The sequence below is a fragment of the Streptomyces sp. NPDC005492 genome, from assembly GCF_040605995.1.
In the GTDB taxonomy this organism is placed as follows: Bacteria; Actinomycetota; Actinomycetes; order Streptomycetales; family Streptomycetaceae; genus Streptomyces.
The window spans coordinates 66,268-87,427 of record NZ_JBEXDX010000022.1 but is presented as its reverse complement, the minus strand read 5'-3'; the positions used below and the strand labels follow the sequence as shown (position 1 = coordinate 87,427).

Sequence of the window (21,160 nt, the reverse complement as noted above, 5' to 3'; positions counted from 1 at the left end):
AGGTATCAGGCTCGTGTCGCAGTCGCAGATGCAGCCGTCCGCCCGCTCCCGACGAAGCCGACGATCCGCTCGCGCAGCGTCCGGGCGTCGAGACCGTGTGCGGTGATGTGTTCCGCGAGGGTGCCGTAGCGCCGGAGTTCGGCGCGGCCGACGCCCAGGCCGAGCACGCGGTGCGGTACGTCGGCGAGCGCATCGTTCGCGGCGGCCGTCGAGGTGCCGGCCAGGTACGGCTCGACGAGGACGACGTCCGCGCCGGCCGTCCGTGTGGCGTGACGCAGCGCGTCCGTGTCGAAGGGCCGTACGGTCGTGGCGTACAGGACGGTGAGATCGAGGTCCTCGGTCGCGGTCAGTACGGCGTCGAGCATCGGACCGACGGCGACGACCACCCCGGAGCGGCCCTCGCGGACGGTGCGGAAACGCGCGCCGTCGACCGGTAGCGCCTCCGCGTTCGACTGGACGGACAGCCGTACGTACACCTTGTCGTCGCCCGCGGCGACCGCGTGCCGCAGCAGGGTCTCGGCCTCGTCCGGATGGCCCGGCACGTGCACGGTCCACCCGTCGAGGGTATCGAGGAGGGCCACGTCGCCCGGGGCCATGTGCGTGAACCCGCCGGCGGGCCAGTCGAAGGAGGCCGCCGCGCTCACCAGTACCGCGCCGACGTCCTGGTGGCCGAGGTCCAGCTTGATCTGCTCGAAGGGACGCTCGACGAGGAAACTCGCGAAGGTGTGCACGATCGGGCGCATCCCGGTCAGGGCGAGACCCGCGCCCGCCCCGACGAGGAGCTGCTCGCGGATGCCGACGTTGATCACCCGGTCCGGGTGCCGGAGTTGGGCGTCCGTGAAGGCGTCCCTGCCGATCTCGGCGAGGACGACCGCGACCCGCGGGTCCTCGTCGAGCAGCCGGGAGACGACCGGGGCGAAACGGTCACGCATGGTGTCCATGGAAGGGAGCCCTTCTTGAGCCGCTGCTGAGTGGATTGCTCGATGGATTGCTGAGTGGGCCGTGGTCAGGCGGACTTCGGCTCCACCCGGGCCACGACCACTTGCGGTCGGCCGGGGTGCGGCGCGGTGAAGGCGTCGTAGAGCGCCTCGTGGTCACGGCCGTCGACCGTGACCGCGGACCACCCCGCGGCCTCGAAGCGGGCGGCGATGCCGCCGGGCCGGGCGTGGCTGGCGGAGGAATTGTCGACGACGACGGTGTGCAGCCGGTCCAGTCCGGCTGGCCCGGCGAAGGCGATGGCCTCGTGGTTGCTGCCCTCGTCCAGCTCGGCGTCCCCGACCAGCACCCAGACCCGCGGCTCGGTGAGCCCCTGGGCGCGCAGCCCCAGCGCCGTCCCGACGGCGATCGGCAGCCCGTGCCCCAGTGACCCGCTGCCGATCTCGGCGCCCGGCACCAGCACCCGGTCGGGGTGATGCCCGAGCCGGGAGTCGTACGAGCCGAAGCCCGCGAGCCACTCCACGGGCACGAATCCCTTGGCGGCCAGCACGGCGTAGTACGCCATCGGCCCGTGCCCCTTGAACAACAGGAACCGGTCCCGCTCGGGGTCGTCCAGCCGCTCGGGCCGACCCGCAGCACCCGGTCGTAGAGCACCCACAGCACATCCAGCGTCGAGGTGGCCGCCGGACCGTGTTTCTCGTCGCCGGTCATCAGCCCCATGAGTCGGGGCAGGTCGCCGTGTGTGTACGGACGGCTGTGTTCGGTGGTGATCGTCATGAGAACGATCGTGCAACCTCAACCAAACTTCAGGTCAAGCGCTGTCGCACGGGGAGCCGGCTGCCGGTCGGCCCCGCATAAAGGCGTGCGCGATCACCGACGCGAGTGCGGTATTGTTTGCATGCGCGTTCGGCCAGGGGAAACCCCAGGTCAGATGGGCAACGGGACGTGGCGCAGCTTGGTAGCGCACTTGACTGGGGGTCAAGGGGTCGCAGGTTCAAATCCTGTCGTCCCGACAGTGTGAAGGGTCTCCGCAGGCGAAAGCCTACGGGGGCCCTTCTTGCGTGTCAGGTGTGGTGAGCCGGGCCGGTGTCAGTGGCGCAGTCCCAGTGCCTCCCGGCCCGCGTAACGGGCCTGGGTGCCCAACTCGTCCTCGATGCGCAGGAGTTGGTTGTACTTCGCGGTGCGGTCGGAGCGGGAGAGCGAGCCTGTCTTGATCTGACCGCAGCCCGTGGCGACGGCGAGGTCGGCGATCGTCGTGTCCTCGGTCTCGCCGGAGCGGTGGGACATGACGACCGTGTACCCGGCGCGGTGCGCGGCGGAGACCGTCGCCAGCGTCTCGGTGAGGGTGCCGATCTGGTTGACCTTCACCAGGATGGAGTTGGCGATGCCGTCGCGGATGCCGGCGCGCAGCAGGGTCTCGTTGGTGCAGAAGACGTCGTCGCCGGTGAGCTGGCAGCGCTCCCCGAGGCGGGCGGTCAGGTCGCGCCAGCCGTCGTGGTCGTCCTCGGCCATCGGGTCCTCGATGGAGGCGACGGGGTAGCGGTCGACCAACTCGCCCAGGTAGTCGGCGTGTTCGGCGGGGGTGCGGCGGACGCCCTCGCCCGTGTAGTCGTAGACGCCGTCGCGGAAGAACTCCGAGCTGGCCGGGTCCATGACCAGGGTGATGTCGGTGCCGGGCTTGTAGCCGGTCTGCTCGATGGCGCGTACGACGAAGTCCAGGGCCTCGCCGGCGGTGCGCAGGTCGGGGGCGAAACCGCCCTCGTCGCCGACGTTGACGCTGTGGCCGGCGGCGACCAGGCTCTTACGGAGGGTGTGGAAGACCTCCGAACCCATGCGGACGGCCTCGGCGAAGGTGGCCGCGCCGATCGGGGCGATCATGAACTCCTGGAAATCCAGCGGGTTGTCCGCGTGCGCGCCGCCGTTGACGATGTTCATCATCGGGACCGGCAGCAGGCGCGCGTCGACCCCGCCGACGTAGCGGTACAGCGGCAGTCGGTGGGCGGCCGCGGCGGCCTTGGCGGTGGCGAGGGAGACGCCGAGCAGGGCGTTGGCGCCGAGCCGTGACTTGGTGTCCGTGCCGTCCAGCTCGATCATCGTGCGGTCCACGGTCGCCTGGTCCTCGGCGTCCAGACCGGTCACGGCGTCCGCGATGCTCTCGTTCACGGCGTCCACGGCTCGCCGAACTCCCTTGCCGTGGAAGCGCCTTGGGTCGCCGTCCCGCAGCTCCACCGCTTCCCGGGCCCCTGTGGAGGCGCCCGACGGCACGGCGGCACGGCCGAGCGAGCCGTCCCCCAGTTCCACATCCACCTCGACGGTGGGATTGCCCCGGCTGTCGATGATCTCCCGTGCGACGACCCGGCTGATGGCGGTCACGGTGCAACTCCTCGCGCTGGGCCCGCGTGTCGGACAGAAGCGGGCGGTAAGTTCCATGCGGAAACAAAGTGAGTCCCGAAAAGGAACTTACTATGGGCGCATGAGGATGCACAACGCTGACGAAACCTGTGGCATCGCCCAGGCCGCCATGGTCCTGGGGGACTGGTGGAACGTGCTGGTGCTGCGCGAGGTCGCCCGCGGACATGTCCGCTTCGACGCGCTGGCCGCCGAGATCGGACTGTCCCGCAAGGTCCTCACCGAACGGCTCGGCCGGCTCGTCGCCCACGGCGTCCTGCACCGCAGCCTCTACCAGCGGCGTCCCGTGCGCTACGAGTACCTGCTCACCGATTCCGGCGCCGGTCTGCTGCCGCTGCTAGTCGCCATGCAGGACTGGGGCGACCGGTGGGTACTGGGCGACGGCAGCCTCACCGCGACCGCCGAGGCGGACGGCGCCGAACACGCCCGCGTCCACGCCCTGGTCGGCACCCGCCTGCCCGACCTCGAACTGCCCGGTGTGCGGGGCGCCGACCTGCCGCTGGTCTCCCCGGACGCCGCCGCGACCGTGCTGTTCACCTACCCCGGCACCGGAATCGAATGGGGCTCGATCCCCGGAGCCGCGGGCTGCACGCTGGAGAACCGCCTCTTCCGCGACACCTGGCCCGACTTCCGGAAGGCAGGCGCGGACATCCGCGGAATCAGCACCCAACTCGTCGATGAGCAAGCGGAGTTCGCCCTTTCGGAGGGCATCCCGTACGCCCTGCTGTCCGACGCCGCCCACCGGTTGGCGGCGGCTTTGAGGCTGCCCACCTTCCGGGGTGCGGGCCGCCTGCGACACAAGCGCCTGATCCTCGTCGCCGATGCCGAACGCACGGTGCGGCACGCGCTGTTTCCGGTCAACGACATTCCGCACGCTGTGGAACGGAGCCTGCGATTGGCCGCCGACTGCGCTCGGGCGGCTTGAGCGTGGCCGTTGTCTGAGGCCGCGTCCGCGTCGGCAAGCGGCCCGTTACGTCAGTACGGTTGACGAAAAGGTGCGTGGTTTGGGGGAGCTTCAGGGGAAGCGCGGCCGCCGCCATCCACCTCGCGCTGCCCGCCCCGTTGGGTAACCTCCCCGGCCGTTCGTCGGCCGGGCCCGGGACCTGTGACTGCTGGAGGCTACCGCGCAGACCGCCGCAGTCAGCGCCCTCGACGGCATCGGTAAGACCGCAGGGGCCGCTACCAACTCGTCTGGTGGGTCTTCGCCGACACCCCGGAGCAGACCGCCGCCGGCTTCGCCGATTTCGCGGTGTGCCGGTAGTCGGCGATCTGGCGCTCGGCGCGAGATGGAGCGGCTCGTCCAGCACTCCGGTATCCGTCGTGGCGCTCTCGCACGGCGTTCAGCAGGTCCTGTCTGCTGTGCCCGCCGAAGCGCCAGCAGCGATGCCGTGCCGGCCGCTCGGTGGCCGCCTCCTGGATCGCTCTGTCGCCTCGCAGGACCTTCGGGGTCCTCGGGCAGCGTCGAGAATCGCCGCAATCTCCGCCCAGGCGAACGCCGGCGGGTGCGGCCCGAGCACGCGCGGCACCGAGGCGAACAAGAGGTCACCGCCGTCGTCGCCGGCCTTGGCCAGCGCGCGCAGGTGGGGTGTACGAGGAGACGACCCGGTCCGACACCCCGTCGACCTCCGGCCGAGGGGCGCGTCGCAGCGCTGGGCCGCGCGCAGCGGCGGCAGCAGCAGGGCCGGCGGGCCGGTGTGCACCATCACGGTCGGGCCGAGCGCGCTCGACCGGTGTCAGCTCCAGCGCGTCCAGCACCGGGCCGGCCACGTCACGCCAGAGCCGGGCGCAGGCCTCGGCGACCACCAGCGGACCGTCGCCCAGTGTTTCCGTCAGCCCCGACTCCATGTGCCACGTACGGCAGTTCGGCCAGCTCCGGGGTGTGCCGCAGCGCCCGCAGGCCGAGACGACCCGGTCGACCGTGCCCGTATCCGTGTGCCGACTCCTTGACCCCTGTTCGCCCCTCCCTGATGCTGTGTTGCGGCACATGAGAAGCGTGCCGTAATGAGCAACGTTCTGCTCAGGTCTCCTACCAGCGGAGGAGTGGCCATGACACACCAGGTCCGTGCTGTCGTCGCGCGAGGGAAGGGCGCCCCCGTCAGCCTGGAGACGATCGTCGTCCCCGACCCCGGCCCGGGCGAGGCGCTGGTGAAGGTCGCAGCGTGCGGGGTCTGCCACACCGATCTGCACTATCGCGAGGGCGGTATCAACGACGAGTTCCCGTTCCTGCTGGGGCACGAGGCCGCGGGTGTGGTGGAGTCGGTGGGGGAGGGCGTCACCGAGGTTGCCCCCGGCGACTTCGTGATCCTCAACTGGCGTGCCGTGTGCGGTACTTGCCGGGCCTGTCGGCGCGGACATCCGCAGTACTGCTTCGACACCCACAACGCCCAGCAGAAGATGACCCTGCTCGACGGCACCGAACTCTCCCCGGCCCTGGGCATCGGTGCGTTCGCCGAGAAGACGCTGGTCGCGGCAGGGCAGTGCACCAAGGTCGACCGGGCCGCATCGGCTGCCGCCGCCGGGCTGCTGGGGTGTGGGGTGATGGCCGGTATCGGTGCGGCGATCAACACCGGCAATGTCGGGCGAGGGGACAGCGTCGCCGTCATCGGGTGTGGTGGAGTCGGTGACGCCGCGATCGCCGGGGCGCGGCTCGCGGGTGCGGCGCGGATCATCGCGGTGGACATCGACGACCGGAAGCTGGAGAAGGCCCGCTCGATGGGGGCCACGCACACGGTGAACTCGAAGGCTGCAGACCCCGTCGAGGCGATCCGCGAGCTGACCGGCGGTTTCGGTGCCGATGTCGTGATCGAGGCGGTCGGCCGCCCGGAGACGTACCAGCAGGCCTTCTACGCCCGCGACCTGGCCGGCACGGTCGTCCTCGTCGGCGTGCCCACCCCCGAGATGAAGCTCGAACTCCCGCTCCTGGACGTCTTCGGACGCGGCGGAGCCCTCAAGTCGTCGTGGTACGGCGACTGCCTGCCCTCCCGTGACTTCCCGACGCTCATCGACCTCTACCTCCAGGGGCGGCTGGATCTGGACGCGTTCGTCACGGAGACCATCGCGCTGGAGGACGTGGAGAAGGCCTTCGAGCGGATGCGCGGCGGCGACGTGCTGCGTTCCGTGGTGTTGTTCTGACGACCGGCTCGTTGTTGCTCTCGGCGCACGCTGTTGCGTGAAAAGCAACACCCCGCAGGGGTTCACCCGCCCTCTGGATGCCTTGACAACGGTTTGGGGACGCCCTCAAACTGACGTTGCGCTTACCGCAATCCGTTTCGCTATACGCACCGAGGTGTCATGATGATTCCCGCGTGCCTTCTCGTGGATCTGCCGCGAGGCGAGGCCTACCGGCTCGACATCGATCCGCCGGTTTCGGTGTTCCACACCGACGACGGCGAGGTCTTCGCCATCGACGACACGTGCACCCACCAGGACGCCTCGCTCGCCGACGGCTGGCTGGAGGGCTGCGAGGTGGAATGCCCGCTGCACGCTTCGAAGTTCGACCTGCGGACCGGTGCCGTCGACGCCCCGCCGGCCAAGCGCCCGGTGCGTACCCACGAGGTGATCGTCCAGGACGGTATGATCTACGTCGTGCCGTCCACGGACGCCCCGAATCTACCGCCCTGCCTCGCCTCCCGGCTCGCCGGAGGCCCCGCGTGAGGACCGTCGCCGTGGTGGGCGCCTCGCTCGCCGGGCTGTCGGCGGCGCGCTCACTGCGGAAGCGGGGCTACGACGGACGGCTCGTCGTCATCGGCGACGAACCCCATCGCCCGTACGACAGGCCGCCGTTGTCCAAGGAGTTCCTCGCCGGGACGATCGGTGAGGCCGATCTCCTGCTGGAGACGGACGATGAGGACCTTCGGATCGAGTGGCTGCTCGGTTCCCGTGCCGTCGGACTCCAAGTCGACGGTACGGAGCGGGTGTTGCGGCTCGCTGACGGGCGCGAGGTGCGGGCCGACGGGGTGGTCGTAGCGACCGGTGCCGTGGCGCGGAAACTGCCGGGCACGGACGGGCTGGCCGGCGTGCACACCCTGCGCACCCTGGACGACGCTCGCACCCTGCGCGACGAACTCGCCCTGGGCGGACGGCTGGTGGTGATCGGCGGCGGCTTCATCGGCGCCGAGGTCGCCTCCACCGCGTCCGTCCTCGGACTGGACGTGACGGTGATCGAAGCGGCCCCGACCCCCCTCGCGGTACCACTCGGCGAGACCATGGGAGGCGTCGTCTCCGCTCTCCACGAGGCCCACGGCGTACGGCTGTTGTGCGGTGTCGGGGTGAAAGGGCTGAGCGGGGAGGCCCGCGTCGACGCGGTCCTGCTGGAGGACGGGCGGACCGTCCCCGCCGACCTCGTGGTCGTGGGCGTGGGCGCGCGCCCGTGCGTCGAGTGGCTGGAAGGTTCCGGCGTCGAACTCGACAACGGCGTCAAGTGCGGTGCGGACGGCCGGACCAGCCTCGCCGGCGTGGTCGCCGTAGGAGACTGCGCCTCCTGGTACGACCCGCAGGCCGGGGTGCACCGGCGGGTCGAGCACTGGACCGGGGCGCGGGAGCGGCCCGACGCGGCCGTGGCGGCGCTGCTGTCGTGGGGTGCGGTGGAGGCGGGGGTGCCGAAGCCGCCGTACTTCTGGTCGGACCAGTACGGCGTGAAGATCCAGTTCGCGGGTCACGCGGCCGGTGCCGACAGTGTGACCGTCGAGGAGGGCGCCCCGGGCGACCGCAGTTTCCTCGCCGTCTACCGGTGTGCCGGGCAGCCGGTCGCCGTGCTCGCGATGAACCAGCCGCGGCTGTTCACGCGGTGGCGCAAGCAGTTGGCCGCCAGGGCGAGTTGACCTCCACCCACGTCGTCCGGAGACGCTCTTCCGGCGCGTGAATGACCGTCCGTTCTACGACGTTCTCGAGTCTCCGAGGAGTGCACTGTGACCTCGACCAGTCTGCCGGACAGCCTGATCGCCACCCTGCCCGGCTCCTCCTACACGGATCCGGGAATCTTCGCCCAGGAGCAGGAGCACATCTTCGAGACGATGTGGTTCTGCGCTGTGCGCTCGGCCGACCTGGCCAGGCCCGGCGCCTTCCGGACCGTCGAGGTGGGCCGCGAGAGCATCCTCGTCACCCGCGCCCGCGACAACTCGATACGCGCCTACTTCAACGTCTGCCGGCACCGCGGCGCCAAGCTCTGCACGGAGGAGGCCGGCGAGGTGAAACGGGCCTTCCAATGCCCGTACCACGCCTGGACGTACGACCTGAACGGCAAGCTCGTCGCGGCGCCCAACCTCACGAAGATGCCCGACGTCGGCCGCACCGAGTTCGGCCTGGTGAGCGTGGCCGTGCGCGAATGGCTCGGCTATGTATGGGTCAACCTGGCGGAGAACCCGCCCTCCTTCGACGAGGACGTCATCGGCGAGGTCGTCGCCCGGCTCGGCGACGTGGAGTCGCTGGAGCACTACGGCATCGAGCACCTCTCGGTGGGCCGGCGCATCGTCTACGACGTCCGGGCCAACTGGAAGCTCATCATCGAGAACTTCATGGAGTGCTACCACTGCGCCACGATCCACCCCGAACTCACCGAAGTACTACCGGAGTTCGCCGACGGCTACGCGGCCCAGTACTACGTCGGCCACGGCGCCGAGTTCGGCGAGGAGGTCCAGGGATTCACCGTCGACGGCTCGGCCGGACTCGACCGCATCCCCGGCGTCAGCGAGGACCAGGACCGCCGCTACTACGCGATCACCGTCAAACCGCAGGTGTTCATCAACCTCGTCCCCGACCACGTGATCTTCCACCGGATGTACCCGGTGGCCGTCGACCGCACGATCGTCGAGTGCGACTGGCTCTACCTCCCGCACGTCGTCGAGAGCGGCAAGGACGTCAGCCGCTCCGTGGAACTCTTCGACCGGGTCAACCGCCAGGACTTCGAGGCCTGCGAGCGCACCCAGCCCGGGATGAGCTCACGGCTGTACGCCAAGGGCGGGGTGCTGGTGCCCAGTGAGCACCACATCGGCGCCTTCCACGACTGGGTGAACGAGCGCCTGGGGATGGGGCAGGTGTGACCCCGGCTCAGCCCAGGTAGCCCATGCGGTGGCTGATCTCCTCGGCGCCCTTGACCAGGACCGGGGCGAGTTCGTGCAGGCGCTCCTCGGTGAACCGGTACGCGGGGCCCGAGGCGCTGACCGCCGCGACGACCTCGCCGTCGCGGTTGCGCACCGGCGCGGCCATGGCGTGCAGGCCGAGCTCCAACTCCTCCAGCGTCCAGGCGTAACCGCGCTCCCGGGCCTCGGCGAGGTTCTTCTCCAGCTTGGTCTTCGAGGTCAGGGTGTGCGGGGTCACCTTCTTCAGGCCGGCCTCCGACAGCAGCGCGGCGCGCTCCTTCGCGGGCAGGTGGGCCAGCAGGACCTTGCCGCTGGAGGTGGCGTGCAACGGGGTCAGCTCGCCGACCCAGTTGTGCGCGGTGACGGCGCCGGGGCCGCGCACCTCGTACAGATTGATCGCGAACTGCTCCTGCATCACGGCGATGTTGACGGTCTCGCCGATCTCCTCGGCGAGCCGCTCGCAGACCGGACGGCCCTGCTGCGTGATGTCGATCCGCCCGGTGACCGCACCGGCCAGGCGCACGATCCCGAACCCGAGCCGGTACTTGCCGCGCTCACCCGCCTGCTCCACCAGCCCACGCGCCTCCAGGGCGCCCAGTAGCCGAAACGCGGTCGACTTGTGCACGTCGATCTCACCGGCCACCTCACTGACCCCGGCCTCACCGCGCTGGGCCAGGATCTCCAGCACGCTGATGGCACGGTCCACCGACTGCACTCCGCCGGACTGCGAACCTGTTGTTTCAGTATCTGGACTGTAGTTGCTCACAGCGAAACTATACGCGCAGGGCGGTACAACCGGACGGGCGTTGTGACCCTTGGCTCAGCGGTCGGTCGTTGAAGCCTTCGGGGGCGCGCACGTTGCGTGCGCGAGGGGTCCGATGGCCTCCGGTCGCGTTCTTGCTGTCGGCGGAACTCCTTGTGCACCGGTCGGCCTCCTCGATGGCTGATGGGGACGTGTTGGATGCATCAACGACCTGCGTCTGCTGAGACCTTGCGGAGAGAGCCACGTGTCGGGGCCAGGCGATCAAGGCGGCTGACTAGGGACGGCAGGGGTTTGAAGTTGTCCACCGGAGACAGAACCTCGCCGCGGTGGCCGAGGGACCCCTCCCGGCCACCGTGGTCAGCGCCATCGACCACGCCGCCGACGGCGCCGCCCGAACCTGGTCGAGATCCCGCCCGTCGGCCGACGAGGTCGTGCCACTCACCTTGCCAGGCCCGGCCATCGCCCGCGCTGCCGCTTACCGGTGGTGCCGCTCGCAAGCGCTGAGACCGGCGCAACCATCCTCGCAATGAGTGTGCGTGGCTCACTCGCTGTGCGCCCGGCGTCACAATGTCTCAGTCGGCAAGATCGGCCTTGCCGAACAGGACCGCGTAACCGGAGGGGAGTTGGCTGATGACCTGGTTGAGTTCGCCGCCGGAGACGGCGTCGGCGACGGTGGTCAGCACGGCGCTGGCGTCCCACACGGCGGTACGGGGCCGGGCGCCGGTGCGCTCACCGATCCGGCGGTAGAACTCCTCGATTCCGTAGCTCTCGGCCTGGTGCCGTTCGGCGTCGGTCAGGACCTGTTCGAGCGGGCCGGGCAACTGCGAGGCGAGGTCGTCGACCTCCCCGGGGCTGATCCTTCCCGCCAGCACGCTCAGCACCTCCTCGGTGACCTTCGCCGCTTCGTCCTGGCCGGTGTACTCCCCACGCTCCCGTACCCGGGCGAGGAACTCGTCGTATTTCATGGTGACCTTCGCTTTCCTCCGTTCCCCGCTCGGGAACCGGATTCGTGGGGTCGGTCCGGCGGGGCGTAGACGTCGTCCGGCAGGCGCCTCGCGCGGGATTCCCTGACCGCCTCCCGCAGGGCCCGGCGGAAACGACCGGGCCCCCAGGACCGGCCGCTGACGGTCGTTTCGAGCCGGTCGCGGCTGGTGGGGCCACTGGCTTCAAGGGCCCGGGCCACTTGTTCGATCTCGTCGTCGAGGTGCTGCTCGGCCATCGCGGACGTACGGCTCGCCGTGCCCGTGCTGCCGGCCATGCCTGGGGAGTAGAAGGCACTCCCCGCGCCGGGGCCGGGGCGGTACTTTCGGAGCCCGGAGCGCTCCTGTTCCCGGCGGCGGGCCGTGCGGTCGGTGATCCGGCGGTCCCGCTCGTGCGCTGCCTGCCGGATCTCCGCGGGCAGCGACTGGTCCTGTGCGTCCCGCGGCACCGGCTGCCGTTGCCAGTCCGCCTCGGCTTCCTCCGCGGTGAGGGGGCGGGCGATGTTCTCCAGGGACTGCTGCTCGGCCCGGACTCCGAAGACGACCTCGGCCAGTCCGCCCAGCGCCATGGCCGCGGCTCCGATGAGGAAACCGGTCGCCACGAGGGTGGCGTTGCCGCTGTGAATGAAGTGGCCGAACAGCAGCGGCCCGGTGATCCCGCCGACAGCCGTGCCGATGGCGAAGAACAGCGAGATGGACAGGGCGCGGGTCTCCATGGGGAAGACCTCGCTGACGGTCAGGTAGGCGGAACTCGCGCCCGCGGAAGCGATGAAGAAGGTCAGCGAGATGAGCAGGAAGAACCACCATGCGGTCAGCGAGCCGTTGATCAGCAGGACGGCGAGGACGACCGCGACCGCGGCCGAGCCGAAGTACGTGCCCGCGATCATCGGTTTCCGGCCGACGGTGTCGAAGAGGCGGCCGAGAAGCAGGGGGCCGAGGAAGTTGGCGACCGCGAAGATGGTCAAGAAGTACGGGACCGAGCTTGAGCCGACACCGAAGAACCTGCTCAGGATCGTGCCCATGTCGAAGACGATCGCGTTGTAGAGGAAGGCCTGCCCGATGAAGAGCGCCAACCCGAGGACGGCGCGGCGTGGGTAGCGCTGGAGGGCCGCTCGGGCGATCTCCGTGAAGGGGATGACGTCGCGCTGGCGGACGGTGACGGCCGCGGTCGGTTCGGGCAGCTGCCGGCCGGTCTCCTGCCGCACTTCGGCCTCGATCCGGTCGACGATGCGTTCGGCCTCCTCCTCGTGGCCGTGGATGAACAGCCAGCGCGGGCTTTCCGGCACGTGGCGGCGGACCAGCATGATGCCGAGGCCCAGAATGCCGCCGAGACCGAAGGCCAGCCGCCAGCCGAGGTTTGCCGCCAGCAGACCCTCGTCGAGCAGGAGCAGCGCGGCCAGGCTGCCCAACGCGGCCCCGACCCAGTAACTGCCGTTGATGGCCAGGTCGACCTGCCCCCGGTTGCGGGCCGGAATCAGCTCGTCGATCGCCGAGTTGATCGCGGCGTACTCTCCGCCGATGCCCATGCCGGTGATGAAGCGGGCCAGGAAGAGGTACCAGGCGTCGTGGGCGAACGCGGTCGCGACGGTGGCGAGGATATAGATGCCCAGGGTCACCATGAACAGCTTCTTGCGCCCGTACCGGTCGGTGAGCCGGCCGAAGAGGAGGGCGCCGACGCATGCCCCCGCCACGTAGATGGCTGCCGCGGTTCCTATGTCGGCGCTGGTGAGGTGGATACCGCTGTTCGGCTCGGTCATACGGGAGGCGACCGCGCCGACAATCGTCACTTCGAGTCCGTCCAGAATCCAGACGGTTCCCAGGCCGACGACGATCCGCCAGTGGAAGCGGGACCATGGCAGCCGGTCGAGACGGGCCGGGACTTTCGTGGTGACGACGCCCAGTTCGGAGGTGGTGGTCATGACGTCCCTCCCTCTCCGAGACGCGGCCGTGCCACGGTGCGGGTGAACGAACAGGCGGGAACGGCCTGCTCTGCGTAGGGTCTGTCACTGTGCTGCGCTGTCGCCTTCTCGGTCATCGCTTTCGCTTCCTCAGCGAGGGCGACACGATGCGGTGGCACTGCGCGCGTGGCTGCGGAACGGAAGGCAGTAAGACCTGTGCGACGGCCGAGGACGCCGCGCGTTACGCGCGGGCCTTCGACCGCGAGGACCCGGAGGACCTGGGCCGGCGCGCGCCGCTGGGACTGTTTCCCCTGCGGATGCTGCGCGCCTGGCGCGTGAGGCGGGCGAAGGGAGCCGGTACGGAACCTGCCGCCAAGCCTCCGGTGCTCTGAGGTGTCGCGTCGGCCGTCGTTCATGGCCTCACCCTGCGCTCTCATCGCCGCGGTATCGCCCCCACCGGTGCCCGACACACGCCGCCACCGGTGGGGGCGGGGGAGCCTCAGCCGCTGCTCTCGTCGCGTTCGTTGATCTCGATGTGGCGCGGCTTGGCGGCCTCGGCCTTGGGGACGGTGACGGTGAGAACACCGTCCTTCTTGTCGGCTGCGATCTTGTCGGTGTCCACTTCCCCGGGCAGCAGCAGCCGGTACTCGAAGGATCCGGTGCGGCGCGTGCTGCGGCGCAGGACGCTCTTGCGCTCCTTCTCCTTGATCTCTCCGGTGACCACCAGCTCCTGTCCGTTGGCCTCGATGTTGATGTCCTTGGCCTTGACGCCGGGGAGTTCGATCTCGACGTGGAAGGCGTCATCGGTTTCCGTGACGTCCGCGGACGGGGTCCACGCGGCCACGGGCGCCGCGCTGCCCACCGTCGATTCGAGCAGTCCGCTCATGCTGTTGAGCAGCTCGTCGAACTCGGCCAGGGGATTGCGTGCCCAGCCGACGGGCCGCTCCTGGATTCGGCCACCGTGGTGACGCCGAACGGGTGTTGTCATCGCCATTGCCTCCTGTTCCTGGTGTGATCGGTGTGATTTCGGGGCCCGTCAATGGGTCAGGCGAGCCATGCGGACTCCTTGGGGCGGGTTCGTGGGGGGTTGTCGGTGCTGCCGGGCGCGGGCGTGTGCCCAAGGTGCCGGTGTACGAAGTGGATGGCCATCGCGCCCTCACCCACCGCCGACGCGACCCGTTTCACCGAGCCGCTGCGGACGTCGCCGGCCGCGAAGACGCCGGGCAGGGTGGTCTCCAGGGTCAGACAGTTGCGGTCCTGGCTCTCCCACAGGCCGGAGACCGAGCAGGCCTGGGCCTCGGCTCCGGTGAGTACGAAGCCACGGTCGTCGAGCGCGAGGGTGCCGGACAGCCAGTCCGTGTTGGGGGCGGCGCCGGTGAAGACGAACAGGGCCCGGACGTCGAGACGGCGGCGTTGCCCCGTACGGCTGTCGGCCAGGTCGACCGCCTCCAGGACCTGTGCGCCGATGACCTCGGTGATTTCGGTGTGCAGCAGCGTCTTCACCCGCGGATGCCGTTCGATCTGGTCGATCAGGTAGCGGGACATGTGGGCGCCGAGGTCCGCCCCGCGCACCAGCAGGTAGACCTTGGGCGTGTACCCGGCGACGAAGAGCGCGGCCTGGCCTGCGGAGTTGCCACCGCCGACCACGGCGACGGGGTCGGTGCGGCACTGCTGGGCCTCGTACACGGTCGCCGAGTAGTGGACGCTCGTCCCCTCCAGGCGCTCGATGCCCGGGACGGTGAGCCGGCGGTAGCGGGCGCCGGTGGCAAGGAGGACGGTGCGCGCGGTGATCTCGCTGCCGTCGGCGAAGCACACAGCGTAGTGGCCGTCGCGGGGGTCGAGCCGGGTGGCGTCCGCGGGAACGCTGACCGTGGCGCCGAACTTGGTGGCCTGGAGTACTCCGCGTTCGGTGAGTTCGGCGCCGGAGATGCCGGAGGGGAAGCCGAAGCAGTTGTCGATGCGGGACGACGTCCCCGCCTGGCCGCCGGTGGCCATCGCCTCCACGACGGTGGTGTCCAGGCCCTCGGAGGCGGCGTGCACCGCGGCGGCGAGGCCGGCCGGCCCGGAGCCGACGATGAGCAGGTCGCTGCGGCCGTTCGCCGCCGACAACTGGGGCAGACCGATCAGCCGGGCGAGTTCGGCGTTGCTGGGATTGCGCAGCAGGGTGGTGTCGCGCCAGATGACGAGGGGGGTATCCTCCGGCTCGACGCCGAAGCGGCGGAGCAGCGCCTCGGCCTCCTCGTCCGTCTCCAGGTCGACCCAGCGGTGGGGCAGCCGGTTGCGGGCTGCGAACTCACGCAGCCGCCGGGTGTCGGGGGAGTAGCGCGAACCGATGATGCGGAAGCCGGCCCCCTGCCCCACGAGCAGGGCACGGCGGCCCAGACAGGCGCGCAGCACGAGATCGCCCAGGACGGGGTCCCGGGTGACCAGGCGGCGCAGCTGGTCCACGGACAGGACGAGGACTTCTCCCGGTTCCCTGGCGACGGCGGTGTAGAAGGCCACCTGCCCGTGCAGCAGGCCGAGTTCGCCGAGGAAACGGCCCGGGCCGTGGACGCGGAGCACGTGTTCGTCGGGTGTGCCGTAGCCCTCGACGATCGCGACGGAGCCGGCGAGGACGACGAAGAACGTCTCGCAGCGCTCGCCCTCCCGGATCAGTACGTCGCCCGGGTGCACGCGACGCAGGGTCCCTTCTTCTGCCAGTTGGGCCATCTGGCCGTCCGACAGCCGCGGGTAGGCGCCGTAGACGTCCGGAGTCTCGAAGGGCACGACTTCCTCCGGCTCCGCCGGGACCGGGTCTTCGCGTGGGCGTGCGTCGTGGCCGGACATCAGACCAACGCCTCGTGGGCGAAGCACCAGCGCCAGTTCTCGCCGGGTTCCATCGACGCCACGATCGGGTGGCCGTCGGCAGCGGCGTGACGACGTGCGTGCCGATACGGTGAGGAGTCGCAGCAGCCGACGTGCCCGCAGGTCAGGCAGAGCCTGAGGTGGACCCACGGGGAGCCGAGCCGCAGGCATTCCTCGCACCCGTCGAGAGTGTGCGGCCTGACGGGACGTACCAGGGCGAGGTGCGGGTCGGTGCCTATGGTCATCGGGATCATCCTCCCGGGGACGGCTGCCGGCCTGTGAGGGACTGTTCCACCCACTGGCGCAGTGCGGGTGCGGGCGCGGCTCCCGCCTGCCGGGCGACGGTCTTTCCCTGATCGAGGACCAGGAGCGTCGGCACGGCCTGGACCTCGAACCGCTGCGAAAGCCGGGGGTTCTTGTCGATGTCGACCTTGGCCAGCTTGATCCGGCCGGCGAGGTCGCCGGCGACCTTCTCCAGAGCCGGGCTGACCATGCGGCAGGGGCCGCACCAGGTCGCCCACAGGTCGACCACGACGGGGACGGTGGCTTCCTCGACGACCTCGGCGAAGTCGTCGTCGCCCGCGTCCACTATCCAGGGCAGTGGCTGCTTGCAGTTGCCGCACCTGGGCCGGCCCTCGGCGGCGGCCGGCACGCGGTTGGCGCGGCCGCAGTGCGGACAGGCGACGGTCGTCGCGTGCAGGGTGCTCATGCCGCCCTCGCCTCCTCGGCGCCCTCGGGTCGGTCGTAGGTGACGACGAGTTCGTGCTGCTGGGCGTCGACCCGGACGTTGGCGCCGTCCTGGACGTCGCCGCGCAGCAGGGCCCTGCCGACGAGCGTTTCGACCTCGTGGGAGATGTAGCGGCGCAGCGGGCGCGCCCCGTAGACCGGGTCGTAGCCCTGGTGGGCGATGAACTCCCGGGCGGCATCGGTGAGTTCGACGGTGATGCGGCGCTCGGCGAGCCGGCTGCGCAGTTCGTCGAACTGCAGCTCCACGATCCGCTCGATCTGGGTCTCGCCCAGCGGCTTGAACAGCACGATGTCGTCGACCCGGTTGAGGAACTCCGGCCGGAAGTGGCCGCGCAGTTCGCCCATCACCAGGGCCCGGGCGTCCGGTTTGATCTCGCCCTCGGCCGTCGCGCCGTCGAGCAGGTGCTGCGAGCCGATGTTGGACGTCATGATGATCACGGTGTTGCGGAAGTCGACGGTACGGCCCTGGGAGTCGGTGATGCGGCCGTCGTCGAGGATCTGCAGCAGGGTGTTGAAGACGTCGGTGTGCGCCTTCTCGACCTCGTCGAACAGCACGACCGAGTACGGCTTGCGGCGCACGGCCTCGGTGAGCTGGCCGCCCTCCTCGTAGCCGACGTATCCGGGCGGCGCCCCCATCAGCCGGCTGACGGTGTGCCGCTCCTGGTATTCGCTCATGTCGAGGCGGACCATGTTGTCCTCGGAGTCGAACAGCGCTCGGGCGAGGGTCTTGGCCAGCTCGGTCTTTCCGACGCCGGTGGGGCCGAGGAAGATGAACGAGCCGATGGGCCGGCGCGGGTCGCGGATACCGGAGCGGGCCCGGATGACGGCGTCGGCCACCAGCTTGACCGCCTCGTCCTGGCCGATGACCCGCTCGCGCAGGATCTCGTCCAGCCGCAGCAGCTTCTCCCGCTCGCCCTCCTGGAGGCGGGCGACGGGGATGCCGGTCCAGGCGGCCACGATCTCGGAGATCTCATCCTCGGTGACGACCTCCCGCAGCAGCCGGTTCTGCCCTTGTTTGGCGGTCAGTTGCTCCTCTTCGGCGGCCAGTCGGCGCTCCAGGTCCCGCAGGCGGCCGTAGCGCAGTTCGGCGGCGCGGTTGAGGTCGTAGGCACGTTCGGCCTCCTCCGCCTCGATGCGGACCTGTTCCAGTTCCTGGCGCAGGTCCTGCACGCGGCGGATCGCCTGCCGTTCGGCGTCCCACTGGGCGTGCTTGGCGTCGGCCTCGGCCCGCAGATCCGCCAACTCCTTGCGCAGTTCCTCCAGTCGGGCCTTGCTGGCGGCGTCGGTCTCCTTGGACAGGGCCGCCTCCTCGATCTCCATGCGGGTCACCCGGCGGGTGATCTCGTCGAGTTCGGCGGGCATGGAGTCGATCTCGGTACGCAGCCGGGCGCACGCCTCGTCGACGAGGTCGATGGCCTTATCGGGCAGGAAGCGGTCGGTGATGTAGCGGTGCGACAGGGTCGCCGCCGCGACCAGCGCCGTGTCCTGGATCTTGACGCCGTGGAAGACCTCCAGGCGCTCGCGCAGTCCGCGCAGGATCGAGATGGTGTCCTCCACGCTCGGCTCGTCGACCAGCACCTGCTGGAAGCGGCGTTCGAGGGCGGCGTCCTTCTCGATGTGGCGGCGGTACTCGTCCAGCGTGGTCGCGCCGATCATGTGCAGTTCGCCGCGCGCCAGCATGGGCTTGAGCATGTTGCCCGCGTCCATGGCGCCCTCGGCGGCGCCCGCGCCGACGACCGTGTGCAACTCGTCGACGAAGAGCAGGATGCGTCCCGCGGCGGCCTTGACCTCGGCGAGCACGGCCTTTAGGCGTTCCTCGAACTCGCCGCGGTATTTGGCGCCGGCCACCAGCGAGCCCATGTCGAGGGCGAACACCGTCTTGTCGCGCAGTCCTTCGGGCACGTCGCCGCGCACGATGCGCTGGGCGAGGCCCTCCACGACGGCGGTCTTGCCGACGCCGGGGTCGCCGATGAGGACGGGGTTGTTCTTGGACTTGCGGCTGAGGATCTGGGTGACGCGGCGGATCTCGGCGTCCCGGCCGATGACCGGGTCGAGCTTGCCCTGGCGGGCGTCGGCGACCAGGTCACGGCCGTACTTCTCCAGGGCCTCGTACGCCACTTCGGGGTTGGCGGAGGTGACGCGCTGGTTGCCGCGTATCCGGGTCAGCGCGTTCAGGAACGAGTCGCGGGTCACGCCGTGCTGCTTGAGCAGGAGCCCCGCGGAGGTCGCCGACCCCTCCTCGGTCAGCGCGAGCAGGAGGTGCTCCACGGATACGTACTCGTCCTTGAGGCGTTTTGCCTCGCGCTCTGCGGAATCCAGCAGCCGGGACAGACGCTGGGTGACGAAGACCTGGCCGGGGGCCGCGCCCGGACCGGTCACCCTGGGCCGACGGGACAGGTCTTCGCGTACGGCCGCGCGCAGTTCCTTCGGCTCGGTGCCCGCCTGCTGGAGCAGCCGTGGGACCAGGCCGTCCTCCTGATCGAGGAGGGCGAGCAGCAGGTGTTCGCCGTCGACCTCGGTCTGCCCCATGCTGACGGCGACGGTCTGCGCCTCCTGGAGGGCTTCCTGGGACTTCTGGGTCAGGCGGTTCATGTCCATGGCGGTAGATCACTCCTCATGCCGGCGCGGCGCAGCGCGGCTTCGAGCAGGCTGATGCGGTCGAGCAGGTCGAGCACCAGGCCGAGGGAGGCGTAGTTGAGGCACAGACCGGTGCGCAGTCGCTGGACGCGAGCCAGGTCGGCCGGTGCCGTGGGCGCGAACACCGGCTGTCCGGAGGCGTCGCGTTCGGCGTCCACCAGCCCGAGGGCCACGAACCGGCGGACCAGATCGGGATGGAGGCCCGAGCGGCGGGCCACGGCGTCCAGGGAGAGCCTGGGCACGGGCACGATCGCGTACTGCACGCGCGCTGCCACGGGGGCCGTCCACTCCGGCGCCCGGCGCGCCTTTGCCGGTCGGTCGCTCATCAGGTCCTCCTGGGGTCGAACGAGGAGACGGCGGCGAGTTCCTCGAACAACTCTCGCTCCCGCTCACCGAGTTGCGACGGCACCATGACGCGCAGTTCTGCGTACAGGTCACCGTTCGCGCCCCGCGGCGCCGGCATGCCCTCGCCGCGCAGCCGCAGCCGACGGCCGCTGGAGGACCCCGCGGGCACGGTCACCTTCGCCGTGTCGCCGCTCGGGGTCGGCACGGGGACGGTCGCACCCAGGGCGGCCTCCCAGGGGGTGACCGGAAGCTGGACGTGGACGTCCCGGCCGTCGAGGCGGAACTGGGGATGCGGCCGGATCCGCACCCGCAGATACAGGTCTCCGGCGGGGGCGTCGCCACTGCCGCGGCCGCCCTCGCCCGCGAGCCGGATGCGCTGGCCGTCCGTGGTCCCGGGTGGCACGTCGACCTCGTAGCGCCGCTGTCCGGAAGGCCCGGCGAGGGTGACGCTCCGGCGGCCGCCGCGGTACGCCTCCTCTACGGTGAGCGGCAGTTCGGCCTCCTGGTCGGCTCCGGGGACGCGCATCCGCCCGGCGCCGCCGAAGAGCGATCCGAACAGGTCCTCGAAGTCGACGCCTTCGGCACCGTCGGCGCCCTGGTCGCCGAAGCCGGTGGTGCCGTACCGGACGCGCGGACCGCCCGTCCCGGAGGACCAGCGGAAGCCGCCGCCTCCCGCGCCGGCGCCGACGCGTTCCTCCCAGTCCTCGGGGACCTTCCGGAAGTCCTCGCCGAACCGGTCGTAGCGTGCCCGCTGTTCAGGGTCGGACAGCACACTGAACGCCTCGTTGATCTCCTTGAACCGGTCCTCGGCCCCGGGATCCTTGTTGACGTCGGGGTGGTACTTGCGGGCCAGGGTGCGGTAGGCCCGCTGGATCTCGTCCCCGTCCGCGGCGCGCGAGACGCCGAGCACCTCGTAGAAGTCGCGTGCCATCGCCACTCACTCCCGCTTCGCCACGGTCACGGCGGCCGGTCGCAGCTGCCGCCCGGCCTGCCCGTAGCCGGGGCGGAGGACCTGGGCCACGGTGTTCGGTTCCGCGCCCGGGTCCTGGACGACGCCCACGACTTCGTGGCGAGTGGGGTCGAAGGCGACCCCGGTCTCGTCGTCGCGCGGGTAGCCGAGGCGTTCGAGGACGTTCACGGCCTGGTCGCGCACGGCTCGGACGCCCTCGACGATCGCCCCGGGGTCGGCGGCCGCGTGGCTCAGGGCGAGTTCGAGGTTGTCGATGACCTCCAGGAACGCCGCGGCCGTGCGCGCCCGTTCGGCCGCGCGCTCCCGCTCCAGCTCTCTGGCATGACGTTTACGGAGGTTGTCGAGGTCGGCCAGGGCGCGGCGCCAGCGGTCCTCGACGTCCTTGAGCGCGTCCGCGTACTCGTCGTCGGCCGCGGTGGGACCGGTGGTCGCGTCCGGGCCCGGTCCGGTCTCCTCGGCCGGCGGCCCGGGCTCGGGCAGGTCACCGCGCGGGGGCTCCACGGCGCCTTCCGGCGGCGGATCGGGTGCCTGGGGTCGGTTCGGCATGGCGGGCA

Annotated in this window: 18 protein-coding genes, 1 tRNA gene and 1 pseudogene; 6 read left to right on the top strand and 14 right to left on the bottom strand. The window is 70.5% G+C overall.

Going from position 1 to position 21,160, the window contains the following annotated elements; all coding sequences use genetic code 11:
* Positions 1 to 5 precede the first annotated feature (5 nt).
* Both ABZT04_RS27215 and ABZT04_RS27210 read right to left on the bottom strand, forming a co-directional pair.
* Entirely contained in the window at positions 6 to 941 is a 936-nt protein-coding gene (locus ABZT04_RS27215; RefSeq protein ID WP_356059608.1) for a transketolase C-terminal domain-containing protein, read from the bottom strand.
* Between the two features lie 65 nt (positions 942 to 1,006).
* Positions 1,007 to 1,713: pseudogene (locus ABZT04_RS27210) on the bottom strand (transketolase).
* Positions 1,714 to 1,875: 162 nt separating this feature from the next.
* Here ABZT04_RS27210 and ABZT04_RS27205 point away from each other — a divergent pair.
* Positions 1,876 to 1,949 (top strand) — tRNA-Pro (locus ABZT04_RS27205).
* Positions 1,950 to 2,025: 76 nt separating this feature from the next.
* Here the strand turns inward: ABZT04_RS27205 and eno are convergent.
* Positions 2,026 to 3,309 (bottom strand): phosphopyruvate hydratase, encoded by a 1,284-nt coding sequence (gene eno / locus ABZT04_RS27200; protein WP_356059607.1) that lies wholly within the window; start codon positions 3,307 to 3,309, stop codon positions 2,026 to 2,028.
* 100 nt (positions 3,310 to 3,409) lie between these two features.
* Here eno and ABZT04_RS27195 point away from each other — a divergent pair, with 100 nt between their 5' ends.
* The 5 genes from ABZT04_RS27195 (at position 3,410) to ABZT04_RS27175 (ending at position 9,383) form a co-directional block, all read left to right on the top strand.
* On the top strand, positions 3,410 to 4,270 hold the full coding sequence (locus ABZT04_RS27195) for a winged helix-turn-helix transcriptional regulator (protein WP_356059606.1): 861 nt from the start codon (positions 3,410 to 3,412) through the stop codon (positions 4,268 to 4,270).
* 1,121 nt (positions 4,271 to 5,391) lie between these two features.
* Entirely contained in the window at positions 5,392 to 6,477 is a 1,086-nt protein-coding gene (locus ABZT04_RS27190; RefSeq protein ID WP_356059605.1) for an S-(hydroxymethyl)mycothiol dehydrogenase, read from the top strand.
* Between the two features lie 159 nt (positions 6,478 to 6,636).
* The gene (locus ABZT04_RS27185) at positions 6,637 to 6,999 is read left to right on the top strand and encodes a bifunctional 3-phenylpropionate/cinnamic acid dioxygenase ferredoxin subunit (RefSeq protein ID WP_356059604.1); all 363 of its coding nucleotides are present in this window, start codon (positions 6,637 to 6,639) and stop codon (positions 6,997 to 6,999) included.
* Positions 6,996 to 8,165, top strand: coding sequence for an FAD-dependent oxidoreductase (locus ABZT04_RS27180; RefSeq protein WP_356059603.1), 1,170 nt, complete (start codon positions 6,996 to 6,998; stop codon positions 8,163 to 8,165). Before ABZT04_RS27185 ends, ABZT04_RS27180 begins: the two co-directional genes overlap by 4 nt.
* A gap of 87 nt (positions 8,166 to 8,252) precedes the next feature.
* A complete protein-coding gene (locus tag ABZT04_RS27175; RefSeq protein ID WP_356059602.1) occupies positions 8,253 to 9,383 on the top strand; it encodes an aromatic ring-hydroxylating dioxygenase subunit alpha in 1,131 nt (376 codons plus the stop codon).
* A 7-nt stretch (positions 9,384 to 9,390) separates the two neighbouring features.
* Here the strand turns inward: ABZT04_RS27175 and ABZT04_RS27170 are convergent, their stop codons facing one another.
* From ABZT04_RS27170 to grpE, 11 genes are all read right to left on the bottom strand, one after another.
* Entirely contained in the window at positions 9,391 to 10,137 is a 747-nt protein-coding gene (locus ABZT04_RS27170; RefSeq protein ID WP_356059649.1) for an IclR family transcriptional regulator, read from the bottom strand.
* Positions 10,138 to 10,757: 620 nt separating this feature from the next.
* On the bottom strand, positions 10,758 to 11,150 hold the full coding sequence (locus ABZT04_RS27165) for a DUF2267 domain-containing protein (RefSeq protein WP_356059601.1): 393 nt from the start codon (positions 11,148 to 11,150) through the stop codon (positions 10,758 to 10,760).
* Complete coding sequence (locus tag ABZT04_RS27160; RefSeq protein ID WP_356059600.1) at positions 11,147 to 13,084, bottom strand: MFS transporter; 1,938 nt, start codon at positions 13,082 to 13,084, stop codon at positions 11,147 to 11,149. Before ABZT04_RS27160 ends, ABZT04_RS27165 begins: the two co-directional genes overlap by 4 nt.
* Positions 13,085 to 13,562: 478 nt before the next feature.
* Positions 13,563 to 14,051, bottom strand: a complete 489-nt coding sequence (locus tag ABZT04_RS27155) for an Hsp20/alpha crystallin family protein (protein ID WP_356059599.1) — start codon at positions 14,049 to 14,051, stop codon at positions 13,563 to 13,565.
* Between the two features lie 56 nt (positions 14,052 to 14,107).
* The gene (locus ABZT04_RS27150; protein ID WP_356059598.1) at positions 14,108 to 15,889 is read right to left on the bottom strand and encodes an FAD-dependent oxidoreductase; all 1,782 of its coding nucleotides are present in this window, start codon (positions 15,887 to 15,889) and stop codon (positions 14,108 to 14,110) included.
* Positions 15,889 to 16,152 carry a UBP-type zinc finger domain-containing protein gene (locus ABZT04_RS27145; RefSeq protein ID WP_356059597.1) on the bottom strand — a complete coding sequence of 88 codons (264 nt, stop codon included), beginning with the start codon at positions 16,150 to 16,152 and terminating at the stop codon, positions 15,889 to 15,891. The genes ABZT04_RS27150 and ABZT04_RS27145 overlap by 1 nt, the downstream gene beginning before the upstream one ends.
* Before the next feature lie 5 nt (positions 16,153 to 16,157).
* Positions 16,158 to 16,616 (bottom strand): thioredoxin, encoded by a 459-nt coding sequence (gene trxA / locus ABZT04_RS27140; protein ID WP_356059596.1) that lies wholly within the window; start codon positions 16,614 to 16,616, stop codon positions 16,158 to 16,160.
* The gene (gene clpB, locus ABZT04_RS27135; protein WP_356059595.1) at positions 16,613 to 19,252 is read right to left on the bottom strand and encodes an ATP-dependent chaperone ClpB; all 2,640 of its coding nucleotides are present in this window, start codon (positions 19,250 to 19,252) and stop codon (positions 16,613 to 16,615) included. The genes trxA and clpB overlap by 4 nt, the downstream gene beginning before the upstream one ends.
* Entirely contained in the window at positions 19,243 to 19,617 is a 375-nt protein-coding gene (locus tag ABZT04_RS27130; RefSeq protein WP_356059594.1) for a chaperone modulator CbpM, read from the bottom strand. The genes clpB and ABZT04_RS27130 overlap by 10 nt, the downstream gene beginning before the upstream one ends.
* Positions 19,617 to 20,567 carry a J domain-containing protein gene (locus ABZT04_RS27125; RefSeq protein ID WP_356059593.1) on the bottom strand — a complete coding sequence of 317 codons (951 nt, stop codon included), beginning with the start codon at positions 20,565 to 20,567 and terminating at the stop codon, positions 19,617 to 19,619. The genes ABZT04_RS27130 and ABZT04_RS27125 overlap by 1 nt, the downstream gene beginning before the upstream one ends.
* A 6-nt stretch (positions 20,568 to 20,573) precedes the next feature.
* Positions 20,574 to 21,152, bottom strand: a complete 579-nt coding sequence (gene grpE / locus ABZT04_RS27120; RefSeq protein ID WP_356059592.1) for a nucleotide exchange factor GrpE — start codon at positions 21,150 to 21,152, stop codon at positions 20,574 to 20,576.
* Between the last annotated feature and the right edge of the window lie 8 nt (positions 21,153 to 21,160).

Coding starts and splice junctions, on each gene's coding strand:
- clpB (WP_356059595.1), bottom strand. CDS start 19,252: ATGGACATGAACCGCCTGACCCAGAAGTCCCAGGAAGCCCTCCAGGAG.
- trxA (WP_356059596.1), bottom strand. CDS start 16,616: ATGAGCACCCTGCACGCGACGACCGTCGCCTGTCCGCACTGCGGCCGC.
- ABZT04_RS27155 (WP_356059599.1), bottom strand. CDS start 14,051: ATGACAACACCCGTTCGGCGTCACCACGGTGGCCGAATCCAGGAGCGG.
- ABZT04_RS27160 (WP_356059600.1), bottom strand. CDS start 13,084: ATGACCACCACCTCCGAACTGGGCGTCGTCACCACGAAAGTCCCGGCC.
- ABZT04_RS27150 (WP_356059598.1), bottom strand. CDS start 15,889: ATGTCCGGCCACGACGCACGCCCACGCGAAGACCCGGTCCCGGCGGAG.
- ABZT04_RS27125 (WP_356059593.1), bottom strand. CDS start 20,567: ATGGCACGCGACTTCTACGAGGTGCTCGGCGTCTCGCGCGCCGCGGAC.
- ABZT04_RS27165 (WP_356059601.1), bottom strand. CDS start 11,150: ATGAAATACGACGAGTTCCTCGCCCGGGTACGGGAGCGTGGGGAGTAC.
- grpE (WP_356059592.1), bottom strand. CDS start 21,152: ATGCCGAACCGACCCCAGGCACCCGATCCGCCGCCGGAAGGCGCCGTG.
- ABZT04_RS27185 (WP_356059604.1), top strand. CDS start 6,637: ATGATGATTCCCGCGTGCCTTCTCGTGGATCTGCCGCGAGGCGAGGCC.
- ABZT04_RS27215 (WP_356059608.1), bottom strand. CDS start 941: ATGGACACCATGCGTGACCGTTTCGCCCCGGTCGTCTCCCGGCTGCTC.
- ABZT04_RS27145 (WP_356059597.1), bottom strand. CDS start 16,152: ATGACCATAGGCACCGACCCGCACCTCGCCCTGGTACGTCCCGTCAGG.
- ABZT04_RS27195 (WP_356059606.1), top strand. CDS start 3,410: ATGAGGATGCACAACGCTGACGAAACCTGTGGCATCGCCCAGGCCGCC.
- ABZT04_RS27190 (WP_356059605.1), top strand. CDS start 5,392: ATGACACACCAGGTCCGTGCTGTCGTCGCGCGAGGGAAGGGCGCCCCC.
- ABZT04_RS27130 (WP_356059594.1), bottom strand. CDS start 19,617: ATGAGCGACCGACCGGCAAAGGCGCGCCGGGCGCCGGAGTGGACGGCC.